Raw genomic sequence first — 17,939 nt, forward strand, 5'->3', positions numbered from 1 at the left:
ACCTGTTCCGCAACCAAGTCGGAGGATTCCCGGTGAAGATACTCGGCCTGAGTGGGTTCCATACGAGTGCGGCCTTCAAACGGGCCCAGCTGCCGGACCTGGACGAGCGCGAGCTTCGCATTCTCCAGGGCCAGGACTCGGCCGCCGCTCTGCTGGTGGACGGGGAGGTACGCGCCGCCGCCGCGGAGGAACGCTTCTCCGGGGAGAAGGCCACCGGGCTCTTCCCGGCGGCCGCGATACGCGACGCCCTCGACCGCAGCGGTGTGAAAGCGCATGAACTGGACGTCGTCGCGCACGGCTTCGCCTACCAACGGCCCTCCAGTGCCGGCGAGGGCAGCGATTACCGCACGCGCCAGTTCGATGAGGTCTTCGACCCGGAGCTTCAGGCCCAGTGGCTGGGCGAGCACTTTCCCGGCGTCGACTGGCGAGAGCGCCTGCGCCCCGTGCCGCATCACCTTTCCCATGCCGCCAGCGCCTATTACCCCTCCGGCGCGTCCGAGTCACTGATCCTCGTGGCGGACGGCATGGGCGAGAGGGAGAGCCTGACGGTGGCCGTGGGGCAGGGCCGCGACATCGAGATCCTTCACACCGTTCCCGTTCTGCATTCACTCGGAACCTTCTACGGAGCGATCACCCTCTATCTCGGCTTCGACATGATGATGGACGAGTACAAGGTGATGGGCCTGGCCTCCTTCGGCGACCGGGGCCGCTTCGCCAAAGACTTCGCCGATCTGGTGGTGCGGCATCCGGGTGGGCGGTTCGCGATTCCGTTGCTCGCGCGTGACCGAGGACTGGTCGAGCAGGAGAGCCTGCGCGGAGCGCTGCGGGTGCTGGCCGAGCGCTTCGGTACGCCGCGCAAGCCGGGCGAGCCGCTGGAACAGCGGCACATGGACGTCGCGGCCGCCGCGCAGGCGGAGCTGGAGACCTGTCTCCTGCACGTTCTCTCCCACTACAAGGAGCAGACCGGACTGCGTACCCTCAGCTTTGCCGGAGGAGTGGCGCTCAACTGCACGGCCAACGGCGTGATCGCGCGCAGTGGCCTCTTCGACGAGGTGCACATCCCGCCGGGTGCCGGCGACGACGGCACCGCACTCGGTGCCGCCATGTATGTGGCGTCGGCCTCACCCCAGTCACCGCCCGTGGCCCGCGCTCCCATGCCCTACTGGGGAAGCTCATTCAGCAGGTCCGAGATCGAGGGGGCGATCGACGAGCGGCGGGACTGCGAGGCCACGTCCTACGCCGACTTCGATGAACTCGCCGCCGTGGTCGCGGACGCGCTGGCCGCCGGGGAGGTGGTCGCGTGGTTCCAGGGCGGTATGGAGTTCGGCCCGCGAGCGCTCGGGCATCGCAGCATTCTCGCGGATCCGCGGGAAAGCGGTATGCGGGACCGCATCAACGCGCTGATCAAGCGGCGTGAGGACTTCCGGCCTTTCGCGCCGATTGTTCTGCACCGCTCCGCGGCGGAGCTCTTCGAGATCGAGCCGGGCACCGAAGACCGCTACGCGCACATGTTGTTCGCCACCGCCACTCGTCCTGAGCACAGACACCATCTCGGTGCGGTCACTCACATCGACGGGAGCGCGCGAGTTCAGGTCCTTCGGCCGGAACACAATCCACGACTGGCCGCGGTTCTTGAGGAGTTCGCGGAGAGGGCGGGCATACCGGCGCTGCTGAACACCTCCTTCAATCTCCGCGGTCAGCCGATCGTGCGTGACCCGGCGACGGCTCTGGACACCTTTGTCCGGGGCGGTCTGGACCGGCTGGTCATCGGCGACTTCTCCGTTCAGCGACGGGGCACCGAGGGAGTCAAGAAGTGACGAGAGCCCTGCCTCAGGAACCTTCCAGCGGCAGCCCTGCCCACGAGTTGCCCGGGACGGCCGATCCACGAGTTCTTTCCTACGAGCGGGCCTCGCTGACCCGTGTCATGCCGACTGCCCGACGGGACATCACCGACGCGGCGACTCGGCACGGGGTCGGCTCGGCACGGGTCGTTGAAGCCGCCCTGCATGCGATGCTCGCCGCGGACGGCCACGAAGGTACTGTCCTCTTCCTGCGCGATTCCGGGCATCCGGCCCCGGTGCCGGAGCTGATGCCGGTGACACCGGCCACGCCCCTGGCCGAGGTGACGAGACTCGGCGCCGTGCGGCCGGCATCCAGTGATTCCCGCACCCCGGCCGTGCCAGGGCTCGCGTTGCTGTTCACCGAAGCCGGCGCGGTCCCACCCATGCCGCGTGAGGCCGACTCCGCCGACGTTGTGGTTCACGTGGACATGGGTGGCGAAGCCGTAAACGCGACGTGGACCTATGACGCGGACCGCCACACACAGGCGGACATCGACGCCCACGCACGCACTCTGGAGGTGCTGCTGGTCGCCTTGGGCACGGAGAATCCGGGTACGGTCGAGGAAGCCCGCCATTCCCGATCGCCGGGGCTGACCCTGCTCGCGCCTCTTCGTAACTCCGATCAGCTGGAAACTTCCACGGAGAAGCGCCTCGCAGAAATCTGGTCCGACCTTCTCCTGTTCGACACCATCGGCCCCGGCGATGACTTTTTCGCTCTCGGCGGTGACTCCTTCACAGGAACCCGCCTGATGGGGATTGTCGCCAAGACGTGGGGCGTCTACATCGGCATCCAGAGTCTCCAGGATCATCCCACTCTGGCCGGTCTCGCGTCCGTGATCAGTCGCGCCGTCGACGAGGACTCCGCCGGGACCTCGTCCCTGTCGCGCGTTCCGTCCCGCGAGGGCACCGGGCCGGCGGTCGTGTCCCTCGGTCAGGAGCGTCTGTGGTTCCTCGACCACCTGGTGGGGGGAGGCGCGCTGTACAACGTCCCGTTCGTGGTGCGTGTACGTGGCGGGTGCGACGTGGGCTCACTGCACGGGGCGATCCAAGAGCTGGTGGGCCGTCATGAGGCCCTGCGTTCTGGAATTCGTACTGTGGACGGGCGCCCCGTCCCCGTGGTGTGCGACGTGGGAACCGACGTGCCGTGGTCGGTCGTTTCCGCGACTGACGAGAGCCAGGCGTGGAATGTGGTGCGCACGAGGGTGCGTGAACCCTTCGACCTGAGCGCGCCGCCGCTGGTGCGGGCGGGATTCGTGCGGTTCGGTGAGAGCACGCGGGGAGACGGGCTGCTCTGGCTCGTCCTCCATCATGTGGTCTGCGACGGCTGGTCGTTGCGGCTACTTCAGCAGGAGCTCCAGGAACTCTACGAGGCGGGTTCCCCGGCTCGTGAGGCAGATCCAGCGGAGTTCACTCCGTCTTACGCTGATTTCGCGGTGTGGGAGCGTGACCGGCTTTCCGGGGAGGTGTTGGAGGAAGGCATCGGGTGGTGGCGCGAATACCTGGAGGGTGCGCCCGGAGCGTTGAGTCTCTCGCGGGATCGTCCTGGACCCGCGGTGCGGTCCTTCGCGGGTGACATGATCGCCTTCGACGTCCCGGGAACTCTGGTCGAGGGGATTCGCGCTCTGGCGCGCGAGTGCCGATCCACGGTTTTTCATGTGCTGATGACAGCGTTCAACGTGGTGGTGAGCCGTTGGTCGGAACAGGATGACGTGGTCGTCGGAGTGCTGGGCGGCGGGCGGTCCGGCGCTGTCGGCCTGGACCGTACGGTGGGGTTCTTCGCTCGTACGCTGCCGGTGAGGGTGGATCTGGCGGGTGATCCGTCGTTCGCCGGACTGGTGCGACGAGTCCGGGCGAGTTCTTCCGCGGCCCAGGGACACGAACATGTGCCGTTCACGTCGCTGGTGAACGCGCTGGTGCCGGAGCGGGAGAGAGCCGGATCTCCCCTCGTGCAGGTCACCTTCAGTGTGAATCAGGTGGAGCGTCGTCGTTGGCGATGGAGTGACGGAGCTGAGGCGGAGGTCGGCTCGGTGCACACCGGCACGGCCAAGTTCGATCTGGGGATGCTGATCTTCGACGCCGGTACCGACGGAATGTGGGGCGAGGTGGAATTCGCCTCGCAACTGTTCGACGTCGCAACGGTTCAGCGATTTGTTGACGAGTTGCTCGCGTTGCTCGAAAAGGCCGCGGTCGACCCGCAGTCGAGTCTCTCGGACCTGGGGGGTCGGTCCTCCGCCGAGACGGCACCGGTACGCGGCCACCGCGGCCCCGAGATGTTGTCCGCCGAGTACGCCGCGTACCGGGAGAAAGACGGTGGTCACGTACCACCGTCCAGTGAGCAGGAGCGAATTCTCGCCGGTGCCTGGGAGGAGGTGCTGGGCGTCGAGCGGGTCGACCCGCGGGACAATTTCTTTGATCTGGGAGGAGATTCGATCCGCGGTGTGCACATGCTTGCCACGGTGCGTCGGCGCGGGCTGACGTTCGAGCTTCAGGATCTGTTTCAGAACCGGACCGTCGAGGCTCTGGCCCGGTGCTGCACACCGGTCGCGGCTCGCGACAAGGATCTGGATCCGTTCTCCATGATTTGTCCGTCGGATCGGGAGCGGATGCCCGCGACCGCGGTCGACGCCTATCCGCTGGCGTCGCTTCAGACCGGGATGATCTATGAGATGGAGGCGGACACCCAGCGCAATCTCTACCACAACGTGGACAGCTTCCGGATACGTGGCCTCTTCTCGGAAGGTCTCTTCCGTCAAGCCGTCGACGATGTGGTCAGTCGCCACGATGTTCTACGTACATCCCTGCACATGAACGGCTTCGACGATCTGCTCCAGATCGTTCACGAGAGCGCGAGCATCTCCCTGACAGTGCGGGACGTCAGTTCCCTCCCGGAAGACGAGCGGGCGGAAGTCCTGGACGCTGCGGTTGGAGAGCAGCGCGGGCTTCCTTTCGACGCGACGGTTCCAGGGCTGATGCGCTTTGTTGTCCATCTGCTGGATGACGGCGAATTCCAATGGACGATAGCAGAGCATCACGCGATACTGGACGGCTGGAGTCTGAATGCGACTGTCAACGAGATACTGAGCCGTTACGCTGCCCTTCTCAGTGCCCCTGACGCCCCATTGGCTCCGCCGCCGGCCTCCCAGTTCCGGGACTTTGTCGCACTTGAGCGGCGGGAGGTACTCGGGCATACCTCGGCCGCGTTCTGGGAGGAGGCTGTGCGGGACTGGGAACTGCCGCTGTTGCCTCGTGTGCCCCTTGCCGGGCGTGGGGTTGTGATGCCGCCGGCCAACAGCCCTGGATCGGGGGACCGATCACCGTCGGCCCGCAACGACGATTTCTACGGGTCCAGGCAGAGCAAGCTGGATCACGCGCTGCGCGATCGGCTGACGGATGTTTCGCTGCAATTCGGTCTACCGCTGAAGAGCGTACTGCTGAGTGTGCATCTGATTGTCATGTCGACGCTGACGGGGCATCCGATGCCGGTAACCGGCGTGGCTTCGAACGGGCGACCGGAGACCGAAGGGGGCGTTGATTCCCGTGGCATGTATCTGAATTCTTTGCCCTTTTCAGTGCCGATTGAAGGCACTTTCTCCGACATCGTCCATGCGGTCTTCAAGCGCGAAACGGAGATTATTCCGTACCGGCGCTACCCGAGCGCGCAGATTCAGGCACTGGCCGGCGGAGGCCGGCTACACGAGGCGCATTTCGCATACAATCACTTCCACGTGCTGGGAGATGTCCTGGGTGATGGCCAGGTGAGCATCGTGAGCACCGGAGGTGACTCATACCTGAGCGCCCGGGTAGGACCGACGGACTTCCCGTTCCTCTGCGCCTTCCTGCGTGATCCTCTGTCGGACGACATCCACCATGTCATTGACTTTCACACCGCCGAGTTCACCGACGATCAGGTTCAGTCCTTCATCGATTGCTATCTGCGGGTGATGCATTCGGTTGCTGAGGATCCTTATCGTCGGGTGGACACCATTGATGTCCTTTCCGATGAGGAGCGGCGGGCGTTTTCCTTGTGGAATTCGACGGCCGCGGATCTGGTGTGGGAGTCGGTGGATGAGGGGGTGGTGGCACGGGCGTTGGAGCGGCCGGGTGCGGTGGCGGTGCGGGATCGTGGTGTGTCTGTGTCGTATGGGGAGTTGGTGGCGCGGGCTGATGGGGTGGCTGCGGCGTTGCGGGCTGTGGGTGTGGGGCGTGGTGGGGTGGTGGGGTTGTGTGTGGAGCGTTCGGCGGATCTTGTGGTGGGGATGTTGGGTGTGTTGCGGGCGGGGGCGGCGTATGTGGCGCTGGATCCGGAGTATCCGCGGGAGCGTCTGGCGTTCATGCTGGAGGATTCCGGGGCGCGGGTGGTGGTGGGGCATGAGTATCTGTTCGACCGTCTCCCGCTGGACGGCCGGACCACCGTCGACATCAGCCAGGTGCGGCCCATGGGGATCCCGGAGTCGGCCAAGTCGGTCGCTTCGGCCGGATCTCCGGTGTGTCTGACGTATACATCGGGATCCACGGGACAGCCGAAGGGCGCCTTGCTGCCACACGCGGGCGTGGTGCGGCTGGTCTGCGGGACGGACTTCGTGTCGTTCTCGGAGTCTTCGGTGATCGCACAGATCTCCTCGTCGTCGTTCGATCCTCTGACCCTGGAGGTGTGGGGTGCGCTGCTGAATGGGGGACGGCTGGTCATGGTTCCGCCGGACGTGGTGGTGGACCCGGTCGCGCTGCCGGAGCTGTTGCGCTCAGAAGGTGTGACAACCCTGGTGATAGTCACGGCACTGTTCAACGCGACCGTGGCGCAATTCGCGGATGCCTTCGCCTCGATGGACCAGATCTACATCGGAGGTGAGTCGATGAATCCGGCCATGGTGCGGCGTGCCCTCGAAGCGGGGGAGGCGCAGATCTACAACGTCTACGGGCCAACCGAGGTGAGTTGCATCTCCACATGCGAACCTTTGGTGGAGGAGCCGGAGGGGACGGGTCGTATCGGTCCGCCGATCACCAATACTCAGGCGTGGGTGGTGGACCGGTTCGGGTGGCTGGCGCCGGTGGGTGTGCCGGGTGAGCTGTGGCTGGGTGGTCCTGGTGTGGCGGTGGGTTATTGGGCGCGTCCGGGGCTGACGGCGGAGAAGTTCGTGCCGGACTGTTTCTCCGGGGTTCCGGGTGCGCGGTTGTACCGGACGGGTGATCTGGCGCGGTGGCTGCCGGACGGGACGCTGGAGTTCGTGGGGCGTGTCGATCAGCAGGTCAAGATCAGGGGTTTCCGGGTGGAACCGGGCGAGATCGAAGCGGTGCTGTGGTCGCATCCGGAGGTCGAGGCGGCCGTGGTGGTGCCCATGACGGGGCCGGACGGTTCGCAGCGTCTGGTGGGTTACGGCCAGGGGCCCCGCCTGCGCCCGGGGGACGCGCGAGAGTTGCGCGCGTTCCTGGCCGAGCGGCTGCCTGAGCACATGGTGCCCGCGCAGGTGGTGGTGCTGGACACGCTGCCGCTGCTGCCCAACGGGAAGATCAACCGGTTGGAACTGCCTCACCCGGAAGAACGTCAGGCGGAGCTGGGCGAGTTCGTATCGCCCGGGGGCGAGATCGAGGAAACCATCGCTCGGATCTGGTCCGAGGTGCTGGGCGTGGAACGGATCTCGGCCACCGATGACTTCTTTGATCTCGGTGGGCATTCCCTCCACGCCGTCCAGGTCATCACGCGCGTCAATACCCGCCTCGGAGTCGGCATCGACCTGAACGATCTTTTCGAGGCCGAGTCTCTGAGCGCGCTGGCCGATCGCTGCGAACTTCTCCGGGCCCGGTAGAAGATGGCGCTCACGGCAACCGACAGGAGTGCGAGCCCTCTGGGACTTCTCCGTGCGGACCCCCGTGGCCGCCGGTGTCATCCGGTGAACTCGACGGTCTCGACCGTGTGCGTCTCGATGGTGTCCCAGTCGTACTCCACGCCGAGCCCAACACCCTCCGGCACCGGCACACAGCCGTCCGCGCCGATCGCGGTGAGCCCGTCGCGGTAGTCGTCGGCGTAGATCAGCTGACTGCGCCCGATCTCCGAGGACTTGGGGTGCACGAAGGACATCTCGTAGTAGTTGGTGTTCCGCAGCGAGGCCATCAGCTGGCGCTGCGCGGGGCCCGGTGTGTGCAGTTCCACGTCGAGGCCGAGCGCCTCGGTGGCATGGGCGATCTTGAGCGCGCCGGTGATGCCGCCGTCGTACTCGGCGTCGGCGCGCATGAAGTCGGTGCCGCCGCCGATCGCGAAGTCCATGTGCTGCTCAAGGCCGCGCACGTGCTCGGTCTGGAGCAAGGGCGTGCGGATCAGCTCCCGCAGGCGCTTGTGGCCGAAGATCGAGATGCCCGTGTCCTTGTACGGGTCCTCCAGCCACAGGAAGTTCGCGTCGTCGCACGCGCGGCCCACCTGTACGGCGTGCGCGAAGGTCTCCAGCTTGCAGCCGGGGTCGAGCATCAGGTCCATGTCCGGTCCTACGGCCTCACGCACCTTGGCGATCGTGCGCACCACCTCGGGCACCTCATAGGTGTCCCACACGTGCAGCTTGTACGCGCGGTAGCCGAGCTCCTTGCAGGCCACGGCGAAGTCCGCGTACGCCTCGGGACTGTCGAGGCCGCCGTTCCGGTCGCCCGCAGCGGTGGAGGCGTAGGCGGGCAGCCGGGTCTTCCAGCCCCCCAGCAGGGTCCGGACAGAGGCGTTGTGCACCCGGCCCGCGAGGTCCCACAGCGCGATGTCGACGAAGCCCATGCCCATCTTGTCGAACTTGCGCAACTGCCGTTTGACGTCGTTGTAGATGAGCTCGCGTTGCAGCGGGTCCTTGCCGACGAGGTAGTCGCCGAACATCTTCACCTGCGCCGTGGCCACCGAGTTACCGCCGACGTACTGGCCGACGGCCCCCTCATCGGTGTAGATCCGGATCGCGTAGGCGCTGGTCGGCTTACGGCTGCCGGGGGTGTAGACGAGCGAGAAACCGGTGGGGTGCTTGGAGAAGTCGAGCATGTCGAACTTCGCCTTGTCGATGCGAATACGTTCGATCTTCATGACGGTCCTTTGCGTTGAGTGGAGTCAGAGCGCGGCGTACCGGGGCTGCGCTCCCTGGAGCACGGCGAGTACGCCTCTCGCCACGGCGACGCCCATCGTCCGGTTCGCCTCCCGGCTGCACGCGCCGATGTGAGCGGTCAGCACCACGTTGGGAGAGCTCAGCAGCGGGCTGTCGTGGAGGGGCTCGACGGCGAAGGCGTCGAAACCGGCTCCGGCCAGGTGCCCGCTGTGCAGCAGCTCGGCGGCGGCCACTTCGTCGACGAGCCCGCCGCGTGCGGCGTTGAGCAGAATGGCCCCGGGCCTCATGGCGGTGAGCCGGTCGCGGTCCAGCAACGGCCTGGCGCCGGGGACGGCGGGCAGGTGCAGGCTCACCACGTCGCTGTCGAGAGTCGTGTCGAGATCGGCCGAGGCCACGGTCCCGAACGCCTCGGCGGGCAGATACGGATCGTGCGCGGTCACGTCCATGCCGAAGGCGGCGGCGTAGCCGGCCATCACCCTGCCGATCCGGCCGAAGCCGACGATACCGAGGCTGCGCCCGGCCAGTTCGACGCCGAAGGTCTTCGGCCAGCCGCCGGCCCGTACGGCACGGTCGTTGGCGGAGATCCCGCGTGCGACGTCGAGCAGCAGACCGAACGTCAGCTCGGCGACGGCGCGTGAGTTGCTGCCGGGCGCGTACACCACCCGCACGCCGTGCTCGCGCGCGGCGTCGAGGTCGATGTTGTCGTAGCCGACACCGTGCTTGGCGACGACCTTGAGCCGGGGCGCGGCCTCGAACACGTCGTTGTCGATCGGGTCGAGCCCCACGATCAGTGCCTCGGCCTCGGGGACGCGGTCAAGCAGGTCGACGCGGGGCAGCGGCACGTCGTCGCGGGGCCGCTCCGCGCGTACACCCGCCGTGCGCAGCAGGTCCCACGGCTCGTCCGAGAACCGGCCGAACGTGGGTGTGGTGATCAGGGTCAGACTCACGCGGTCTCCCGCCAGCCCGGCCAGTCCGCGTCGAGCCGCACGTAGGAGATGGACGAACGGTGATGGGTGAACGCCACATGCACGGCGCCCCGCGCGTCCGCGACGATCGACGGGTAGGAGAGCTCCTTGTTGAGGCCGTCACGGGAGTTGTTGCTGAGGCATGTCCCCTCCCCCTGGGCCAGATCGGTGTGCCGGCGCCAGGTCAGTCCGTCGTCCGCCGACGTCGCCAGCGCGAGCGGCGCTCTCGGCGCGCCCCAGAACGCCTCGGTGCTGTCCGCGCGTCCGGTGTGGGCGAGTGCCGGACGGTCCTGCCCGCCCAGCGCGCCGTGCTCGTCGACCTCGTCGTAGAGGCCCGCCCTGCGGTGCGTGGCGTGGGCGGCGCTGCTCGCGTTGTAGACCAGTGCGAGCCTGCCGTCGCCGAGCCGGGTGGCCTGGATGGAGGAGTTGTTGTTGGGCAGGGCCGTCGGCTCCGGCTCCGTCCAGGTCAGGCCGTCGGGCGAGGTGCTGGAGCGGATCACGTCGGCGAAGCGGCTGCGGTAGAACGCGACGTAACCCTCGGAGCGGGGCAGCACGTTCATGTGCACCGAGCCCCTGCTCCCCGGTACGTCGTGGCGGGTCCAGGTGGCGCCGGAGTCGTCACTGGCGTACACGGCGCTGGTGTCGTCGCCGCCCGACCACTCGCCGGTGGCCGGTGTGACGCAGTGGAACGCGGGCAGCAGCCAGGTGCCCGAGTCCGTGACCTGGATCGGTTGCCGGATGAAGACGCCACGGGTCCGGTCGGCGGGCAGCAGCACCCGCGGCTCGTCCCATGTGTGACCGCCGTCGGTGGAGCGGCGCGCCCGCACCTCGGCCGTGTTCTGCCGGCCCGCGTGCTGCGCTGTCCACAGCAGCCACAACGTGCCGCCGGGGTCGGTGAACAGCAAGGGATTCTGGTCGGACCGGTCGGGGTCGCCGGTCAGCGCGACGGGCTCGGACCACTCGTCCCCGTCCGGCGCCAGGCGGGAGAACCAGATACGGATGTCGTGCACACCTTCCTGTGTGCCGCCGAACCACACACATCCGAGGTCGCCGCCGGGCAGCACGGCGAGATTCGCCGCGTGCGACTGGGGCACGGGGGCGGTGAGCGTGGCTTCGGCGCGGCCGGGTCCGGTCCCGCGCAGCCTCACAGCTCGCCCCGCGCGGCTGACAGATGGTCCCGCGCCGCCTGCTCCAGATGGGTCAGGTCGCTCGCCACCGACGCGAACGTGTAGCCCTGTGCCAGCCTGCGCCTGGCGACCTCGCCGTTCGGCGTGTGGATGCCCGCGGCGATCCCCGCCGTCTCCGCGGCCTTGGCGATCTTCTCGACGGCCTGCTCGAACACCTCGTCCACGGCCGGGTCGGTGGAGGTCTCTCCACCGACCGCGAGCCGCAGATCCGACGGGCCCACATAGATGCCGTCGAGACCGGGGGTCGCGCAGATCTCGGCCACGTTGTCCAGGCCCTGCGGCGTCTCGATCATCGCGAGGACGAGCACCGACTCGTTGGCCTCCGCGGGCTTGGGGCCCACACGCAGTTGTGAGCGCATCGGCCCGTACGAACGGCGTCCCTCCGGTGGGTAGCGGGTCGCGCGTACGGCGGCCGCGGCGTCATCGGCGGAGTCGATCAGCGGCACGATGACGCCGGTGGCGCCCGCGTCGAGCACCCTGCCGATGGCGAACGGGTCGTTCTGCTCCACCCGTACCAGCGCCGCGGATGTGGCTCCCGCGTCGATGGCGAGCATCGCGTTGCGGATGCCGGTGTAGCCGATGAGGCCGTGCTGGGCGTCCACCGCGACGTAGTCGTAGCCGAGCCGGGCGAGCCGTTCGGTGGCGACCGGGTCGTCGAGCACCACCCAGTAGCCGATGGCCTGTTGACGGGTCCGGACTCGATGTGCGAATTCGAGTGCGCTCACGGAGATGTGCTCCTGTTCTTCGTTCTCAGCGGTTGTAGTTGGGCATCGGCCCGCGCAGCTCGGCCCCGACCTCGTCGCACGCCGCGGCGATGTCGTCGGGCAGCGGTCCCCTGCCCAGCGCGGCGATGTTGGCGACGAGGTGGTCGAGGCTGGACGCTCCGAGCAAGATGGAGCCGACCACGGGCCGGTTGAGCAGCCAGCGCAGTGCGAGCTCGGTCAGCGGCAGCCCGGCCTGTCCGGCGATGCCCTCCAGTGTCGCGACGGCCTCGAAGAGCCGCTCGTCCCAGTAGCGCTTGCGGTACATGCCGGCGAGGACGGAATCGCCGAAGCGGCCGGTGCCCGGTTCGGCGCCGAAGCGGTGCTTGCCGGTGAGCAGCCCGCCGCCGAGCGGGTTGTAGACCATCGTCTCCAGCCCCGTCGCCGCGGCCATCGCCGCGTACTCCTCCTCGATCCTGCGCGCGAGGAGGTTGCAGAGTTGCTGGGCCACCACGGGCCGGGGCGCCCCGACGCGGTCGGCGACGTGGTTCAGTTCCACGATCTGCCACGCCGCGAAGTTCGAGACGCCCAGCTCGCGGATCTTGCCTTCCGTCACCAGGTCGGCGACCGTGCTCAGCGTGTCCTCGACACGGGCCGCGTAGTCGGGCTGGTGCAGGTAGAACAGGTCGATGTGGTCGACGCCGAGCCTGCGCAGGCTGCCCTCCACCCCGGCCCGCAGGCCCTGGGGCGACAGCGGCGAGTGCTCCCCGGCGTCCGGGTGGGGCATACCGGCCTTCGTGGCGAGCCTGATGCGGTCCCGGCGAGCCGCGACCAGGGGCGCGAGAAGTTCCTCCGTGGCGCCCTTGGCGTAGCCGTTGGCCGTGTCGACGTCGGTGATCCCGGCGTCGAGCGCCGCGTCGAGCATCGTCTCGGCGTCGGCCGCCGAGACGGTGTCGCCGAAGGTCATGGTGCCGAGCACCAGCCTGGGTGTGCCGGTCATGGGTTCCTTCCGGTTGTTGTCGCGCCCGCGCCGGCGAGCAGATGCCGGGGTTTGCGGCCGGTCATGGCGGCGGGATCCAGCGCGGCGTCGCGCAGCGCCCGTGTGTAGGCGGACGCGGGTTCGGTCAGCACCTGGTCGGCCGGGCCGTGTTCGACCACCTCGCCCCGGCGCAGCACGAGCACGTCGTCGCTGAGCTCGTGCACCACGCCGAGGTTGTGCGAGATCACCACGTAGGCCACGCCGGTCTCCGCCTGGATGTCCTTGAGCAGTGCCAGCACCTGTGCCTGCACCGAGACGTCGAGTGCGCTGGTCGCCTCGTCGCACACCAGCACGTCGGGCCGGCTCGCGAGCGCCCTGGCGATGCCGATGCGCTGCCGCTGCCCGCCGGAGAACTCGGCGGGCAGCCGGTCGAGTGCGCTCTCCGGCAGCTCGACCCGGTCCAGCAGCGCGAGTGCCTGCTTCCTGCGCTGGGCCGGGTCGCGCACCCCGCGCAGCTTCAGCGGCTCGCACACGATCTCGCCCGCGGTGAGTCTCGGGTCGAGCGACCCGTACGGGTCCTGGAAGATCATCTGCACGCGGGCGCGCAGCGGTCGCAGGCGCCGTTCCGGCAGCTGGGAGATGTCGGTGCCGTCGAGCAGGATGCGGCCGGACGTCGGCCGCTGCAGGCGGACGATGCTGCGCGCGATCGTGGTCTTGCCGCAGCCGGACTCGCCCACGATGCCGACGGTGCGGCCCTTCCTCAGGCTGAATCCCACCCCGGAGACGGCGCGGAACTTCGTCTTGCCGCTGCCGGGGAACTCCACCACCAGGTCCTCGACGGAGAGGATCGCTTTCTCGCTCACGCGGGCACCTCCTTGCGTGCCAGTCGCGGCACGGCTGCGAGCAGTTGCTTCGAGTAGGGGTGCGCCGGCGCGTTCACCACCCGTTCGACATCGCCGCTCTCCACGAACCGGCCCGCGCGCATCACGTGCACGCGGTCGGATACGAGCCGGGCCACGCCGAGGTCGTGGGTGATCATCAGGATCGCGACGCCGGTGCGTTCCTGGAGCTCCATGAGCAGGTCGAGCACGCCCGCCTGCACGGTGACGTCGAGGGCGCTGGTCGGCTCGTCGGCCACCAGCAGTTCGGGCTCGCCCGCGAGCGCGCACGCGATCAGTACCCGCTGCTGAAGTCCGCCGGAGAGCTGGTGGGGGTAGTGGCCGAGCACCCGTTCCGGGTCGGGTACGTGCACGCGCTCCAGCAGTTCCCTCGCCGTCAGCCGGGCCTGGCGGCGGCTGGTTCCCTTGTGCCGCAGGCGGACCAGGTCGGTCAGCCGCCTGCCGACCGTGTGCACCGGGCTCAGGGCGGTCATCGGGTCCTGTGGGACAAGACCCACGACGCGCCCGCGCAGGCCGCTGATCGCGGCCGGGTCGGCGATCACGTCGTGTCCGGCGAGCACCGCCCTGCCGGACAGTACGGCCAGGTCGGGCGGCAGGAGCCGCAGCAGGCCCATCGCCGTGGTCGACTTGCCGGAACCGGACTCGCCGATCAGGGTCACGGTCTCGCCGGGGTCGACGTGCAGTGAGACCCCGTCGACGGCGCGGACGACACCGCGTTCGGTTATCAGCTCGATCTGGAGGTCCTCGACCTCTAGCACACTGCTCACGCTGCCACTCCCTTCTTGGTACCTCTGATCGTGTCCCGCAGTCCGTCGCCGAGCAGGTTCACGCCGACCACCAGCAGCACGATGACGAGACCGGGCAGCGTGACGAGCCACCACGAGGTGGTGATGTAGTCCTGACCGTCCGAGATCAGCCGTCCCCAGGTGGCGAACGGCCGCTCCGGGCCGGCGCCGAGGTAGCTGAGCGCGCTTTCCAGCAGCACCGCCTGTGCGAGGAGCAGGAGTACGACGAGGCTGGTCTGCCGGACGATATTGGGCACGAGGTGGCGCAGCAGCACGCTGTGGTGGGGCAGGCCGAGTGTGCGGGCCGCGTCGACGTACGGCTTCTCGCGCTCGACGAGCACCATCGAGCGGGTCAGCCTGGCGACCTCGGGCCACTGCGCGATCGCGATGACCGCGGTGATCACCGGTACGGACGGTCCGAACAGCGCCACGACGAGCAGCAGCATCATCAGCAGAGGCAACGACATCTGGGCTTCCAGCAGACGGCTGATGAGCGCGTCGCACCAGCCGCCGAAGTAGCCCGCCGCCGCACCGGCGGCGAGCCCGATCAGCCCGGACACGACCACGGCGAGGACCCCGATGAGGATCGACACCTGCCCGCCGTCGAGGACCCGTGCGAGCAGGTCCCTGCCGAGCTGGTCGGTCCCGAACAGATGGCCGTCGGTGAGCGGCGGCAGCCGGCGTGCGCCGAGGTCCTGTTCGGTGGAGCCGGGCAGGGGCAGCAGGCCGGCCAGCGCCACCGGCAGGACGACCAGCGCCGTGAGGACCGCGCCGACGCGGATCTTGATCCGGGCCATGCGGGGGCGGCGGGTGGCTCCGGCGTCGCGCAGCTGGGCGGCGGTGATACGGCTGGGACGGCTCTCGGTCTCCGTACTCTCTGTGATGGTCATCGCGCCGTGGCCTTTCCGAGGCGGATCCGTGGATCGAGCAGCGGGTACAGCAGGTCGATGACGAGCTGTACGAGGATCGCGAGTGCGGCGGTGACGAGCACCGTCGCCTGAATCAGCGGGTAGTCGCGGGTCTCCAGCGCCCGGACCACGAGCGAGCCGACGCCGGGCCAGTTGAACACGACCTCCACCACGACGACGCCGTTGAGCATCGCCGCGAACCGGGTGCCGAGCGCGGTGAGTACGGGGATCGCGGAGTTGGTGAGCGCGTGGTCCCAGACGAGTCTGCGTTCCGGGATGCCGTGCGCACGGGCCACCATGAGGTGCGGGGAGGTCAGATTGCTCACCATCTCGCGGCGTACGAGCCGTGAGATGAGCGCGACCTGGAGCAGCGCGATGGTGGTCGCGGGCAGCACGAGCCCCGACCAGGTCGTGAACCCGGACGAGGGCAGCACCGGCACGAGCACGGAGAAGACGGTGAGCAGCATGATGCCGCTCCAGAACTCGGGCATCGACTGCGCGGCGATCGTCAGGATGTTGGCGCCCATCTCGCGGCCGGTGTCGGCGCGGCGGGACATCCAGATGCCCAGGGGCAGCGAGATCACGGCGGTGAGGGTGACCGCGGCCAGCGCGAGGGTGATCGTGTAGGGCACCCGGTCGAGAACCACGTCGAACGCGGGCGCGCGGAACGAGTACGACATACCGAGGTCACCGGTGAACAGATGCTCGATGAAAGTCAGGTACTGCGAGAGGACCGGGCCGTCCAGCCCGAGCTGGGTACGGATCTTGGCCAGGTCCGCGGCGGTCGCGTTCGGCGCGGCCAGGGCTGTCGCCGGGTCGCCTGGCGCCATCCGGATCAGCACGAACACGGTGGAGACCGTGAGCAGTACGACGAACGCGCTCTGGCCGAGTCGCCTGAGGATGTACGTGGTCACCTCAGCCCTCCAGACCGACGCGTGCGAGCTGGTACGAGTTGGTCGCTTCCAGCGTCACGTCGGTGACGCGGTTACGGAAGGCCAGCACCGAGTTGGGTACGAACGCCCACATGCTCGGCCATGAGTCCCACACCACCTGCTGAGCGCGGGCGGTGATCTTCTGCCGTCGCTCGGCGTCCACCTCGGCGTAGGCCTGGTCGAGCAGCGCGAGCACCTCGCGGTTGACGTAGCCCTGGTAGGTGTCGCGGGTGCGTTCGCGTTCCGGCGTGCCGCCGTACATCCCTTGCAGGATCGGCAGCGCCGCGCCGACGGGAGAGGCGTATCCGTTGCCGAGGATGTCCCAGTCGCCTGCCCGGCCCTGGCGCCACTTGGAGATGTCGCCGCCCGGCTCGAACTGACGGAGCCTCACGCGGACGCCGATCTCGCCGAGCATCTGCACGACGGCCTCCATCACACTGGTGTCGCCCGCGAACTCGCCTGTCTCCCAGATCAGGGTGAGCCGCAGATCGCCGTCGGCGATGCCCTCGGCTTCCAGCATCTGCTTGGCGCGGCGGGGGTCGTAGTCGTAAGTACCGCAGGACACCGCGCCGTTGAGCGTCTGGGCCACGGGCCCGACAGCGGGCTGCGCGGAGCCGGCCAGGATCTCTTCGGCGAGCCGTTCGCCGTCCACGGCCAGCGAGAGCGCCTGGCGGACAGATGCCTTGGACAGCGGATGGCTGTCCGGCTTACGGAAGTTGTAGAAGAGCTGGTTGATCCGGGTGCCGCGCACCCGCTCGAACGACACGTCCGGCTGTCCGCTCAACTGGTCTGCGGAGTCGGGGGTGATCGTGTCAATGATGTCGATCTCGCCCGAGCGCAGTCCCACCACCCGGTTGGACTCCTCGGGCACGAACCGCACCTGTACCTGCTTCACGCGCGCGGGCCCGCCCCAGTAGTCGCGGTTGCGGCGCAAGGTGTACTCGCCGGTGCCGCGGTTCGACGCGGTGACCACGTAGGGGCCGGAGCCGACGCCGGACTGGAGTTCCTCGGGCACGTTCGCCGCCGCGGGCGTCACAAGGATGTTGGCCATGAGGTAGTCGAGAACCGGCAGCGGGCGGTTGGTCTCCAGCGTGAACGTCCGCTCGTCCACCGGCACGACGGTCGGCCACTCGGGGAAGAAGCCCGCCAGATAGGAACCGTTGACCTGCTGGTACATCGTGAGCGCGGTGCTGACGTCCTTGATGCGCACCGGGCTGCCGTCGGAGTAGCGAACGCCTTCGCGCAGCCGCACCGTCCACTGTGTCGGGGCGGTGAGCTCGAACGTGTCGGCGAGCACGGGCACTGGGGAGAGATCGGTGCCGATCCGGGTCAGCCCCTGGCGGACCGCGCGCTGCACGGTGACCGCCGCGTCGAACTGATTGAGCTTGTTGTCGAGTGACACGAGTGAACGGTTCAGCCCGAGGGTCACCGAGCCGGGCGGCGGACCGCCCGTGGGACTGGCGCAACCGGCGAGGCCGCCCGCGGCCATCGCGCCCCCGGTGACGCCCAGTGCCTTGAGCAGTGTGCGTCGGGATATCTGTGCCTTCTGTGGCATCACTTTCCGCATGTGGAACCCTCCGTGGCTCGCCGGCGCCATCGCCGTAGGAGCACCTGTGGCTGCGCACTCTGGCACCCTTGCACGCTATGCGCAATACAGATAGCGTGTTTCACGCAGAACAAG

Annotated in this window: 12 protein-coding genes; 2 read left to right on the plus strand and 10 right to left on the minus strand. The window is 68.3% G+C overall.

Going from position 1 to position 17,939, the window contains the following annotated elements:
* Window positions 1-32: 32 nt before the first annotated feature.
* Window positions 33-1,817, plus strand: a complete 1,785-nt coding sequence (locus ACFWV8_RS16335; RefSeq protein ID WP_384201785.1) for a carbamoyltransferase — start codon at window positions 33-35, stop codon at window positions 1,815-1,817.
* Entirely contained in the window at window positions 1,814-7,642 is a 5,829-nt protein-coding gene (locus ACFWV8_RS16340) for an amino acid adenylation domain-containing protein (protein ID WP_384201788.1), read from the plus strand. The genes ACFWV8_RS16335 and ACFWV8_RS16340 overlap by 4 nt, the downstream gene beginning before the upstream one ends.
* A 77-nt stretch (window positions 7,643-7,719) precedes the next feature.
* On the opposite strand, the gene ACFWV8_RS16345 is transcribed toward ACFWV8_RS16340, so the two are convergent.
* From ACFWV8_RS16345 to ACFWV8_RS16390, 10 genes are read right to left on the minus strand one after another with little or no spacing between them, the layout of a single operon-like run.
* A complete protein-coding gene (locus ACFWV8_RS16345; RefSeq protein WP_384201791.1) occupies window positions 7,720-8,883 on the minus strand; it encodes an enolase C-terminal domain-like protein in 1,164 nt (387 codons plus the stop codon).
* Between the two features lie 24 nt (window positions 8,884-8,907).
* Window positions 8,908-9,849: a phosphoglycerate dehydrogenase gene (locus ACFWV8_RS16350; RefSeq protein ID WP_384201794.1), complete on the minus strand. Its 942-nt coding sequence runs from the start codon at window positions 9,847-9,849 to the stop codon at window positions 8,908-8,910.
* Window positions 9,846-11,015 (minus strand): exo-alpha-sialidase, encoded by a 1,170-nt coding sequence (locus tag ACFWV8_RS16355; RefSeq protein WP_384201797.1) that lies wholly within the window; start codon window positions 11,013-11,015, stop codon window positions 9,846-9,848. The genes ACFWV8_RS16350 and ACFWV8_RS16355 overlap by 4 nt, the downstream gene beginning before the upstream one ends.
* Complete coding sequence (locus ACFWV8_RS16360) at window positions 11,012-11,779, minus strand: HpcH/HpaI aldolase/citrate lyase family protein (protein WP_384201800.1); 768 nt, start codon at window positions 11,777-11,779, stop codon at window positions 11,012-11,014. The genes ACFWV8_RS16355 and ACFWV8_RS16360 overlap by 4 nt, the downstream gene beginning before the upstream one ends.
* Window positions 11,780-11,804: 25 nt before the next feature.
* Entirely contained in the window at window positions 11,805-12,755 is a 951-nt protein-coding gene (locus ACFWV8_RS16365) for an aldo/keto reductase (RefSeq protein WP_384201803.1), read from the minus strand.
* The gene (locus ACFWV8_RS16370; RefSeq protein WP_384201806.1) at window positions 12,752-13,597 is read right to left on the minus strand and encodes an ABC transporter ATP-binding protein; all 846 of its coding nucleotides are present in this window, start codon (window positions 13,595-13,597) and stop codon (window positions 12,752-12,754) included. The genes ACFWV8_RS16365 and ACFWV8_RS16370 overlap by 4 nt, the downstream gene beginning before the upstream one ends.
* Entirely contained in the window at window positions 13,594-14,400 is an 807-nt protein-coding gene (locus tag ACFWV8_RS16375; protein WP_329380072.1) for an ABC transporter ATP-binding protein, read from the minus strand. Before ACFWV8_RS16375 ends, ACFWV8_RS16370 begins: the two co-directional genes overlap by 4 nt.
* Entirely contained in the window at window positions 14,397-15,308 is a 912-nt protein-coding gene (locus ACFWV8_RS16380) for an ABC transporter permease (protein WP_384201809.1), read from the minus strand. The genes ACFWV8_RS16375 and ACFWV8_RS16380 overlap by 4 nt, the downstream gene beginning before the upstream one ends.
* Entirely contained in the window at window positions 15,305-16,240 is a 936-nt protein-coding gene (locus tag ACFWV8_RS16385; protein WP_329380077.1) for an ABC transporter permease, read from the minus strand. Before ACFWV8_RS16385 ends, ACFWV8_RS16380 begins: the two co-directional genes overlap by 4 nt.
* 1 nt (window position 16,241) lies before the next feature.
* Window positions 16,242-17,813: an ABC transporter substrate-binding protein gene (locus ACFWV8_RS16390; RefSeq protein ID WP_384201813.1), complete on the minus strand. Its 1,572-nt coding sequence runs from the start codon at window positions 17,811-17,813 to the stop codon at window positions 16,242-16,244.
* Window positions 17,814-17,939: the final 126 nt, after the last annotated feature.

Source organism: Streptomyces sp. NPDC058665 (assembly GCF_042714995.1).
Taxonomy (GTDB): Bacteria; Actinomycetota; Actinomycetes; order Streptomycetales; family Streptomycetaceae; genus Streptomyces.

Bases quoted from the DNA above. Each gene is read 5' to 3' on its own strand.
- ACFWV8_RS16345 (WP_384201791.1), bottom strand. From the start codon at position 8,883: ATGAAGATCGAACGTATTCGCATCGACAAGGCGAAGTTCGACATGCTC.
- ACFWV8_RS16365 (WP_384201803.1), bottom strand. From the start codon at position 12,755: ATGACCGGCACACCCAGGCTGGTGCTCGGCACCATGACCTTCGGCGAC.
- ACFWV8_RS16380 (WP_384201809.1), bottom strand. From the start codon at position 15,308: ATGACCATCACAGAGAGTACGGAGACCGAGAGCCGTCCCAGCCGTATC.
- ACFWV8_RS16390 (WP_384201813.1), bottom strand. From the start codon at position 17,813: ATGCCACAGAAGGCACAGATATCCCGACGCACACTGCTCAAGGCACTG.